Consider the following 241-nt stretch of genomic DNA (forward strand, 5'->3'; position numbering starts at 1 on the left):
CTGGACAGCAGTCGTCAGGACCATACCGACCTGATTGCCCGTTCGGTTAAAGTCAATGCCGGTCTCTGGGCCAATGATCTAAAAGTCACCGCCGGACGCAATCAGGTTGACGCCGCGCACCAAAATATTACCACCAAAGCCGACGATGGCAGCGCCCGCCCTATCGTGGCGGTGGATGTCGCCAATTTGGGTGGCATGTACGCCGGTAAAATCCGCCTGATCGGCACTGAAAGCGGTGTCG

1 protein-coding gene is annotated in these 241 nt (G+C 57.7%); it reads left to right on the forward strand.

Features of this window, described 5'->3' with window-relative positions:
• On the forward strand, nucleotides 1-241 hold a 241-nt coding region (locus V1952_RS22790), incomplete at both ends, for a hypothetical protein (protein ID WP_420075663.1).

Source organism: Yersinia sp. 2542 StPb PI, assembly GCF_048593855.1.
GTDB lineage: Bacteria > Pseudomonadota > Gammaproteobacteria > Enterobacterales > Enterobacteriaceae > Yersinia > Yersinia enterocolitica_E.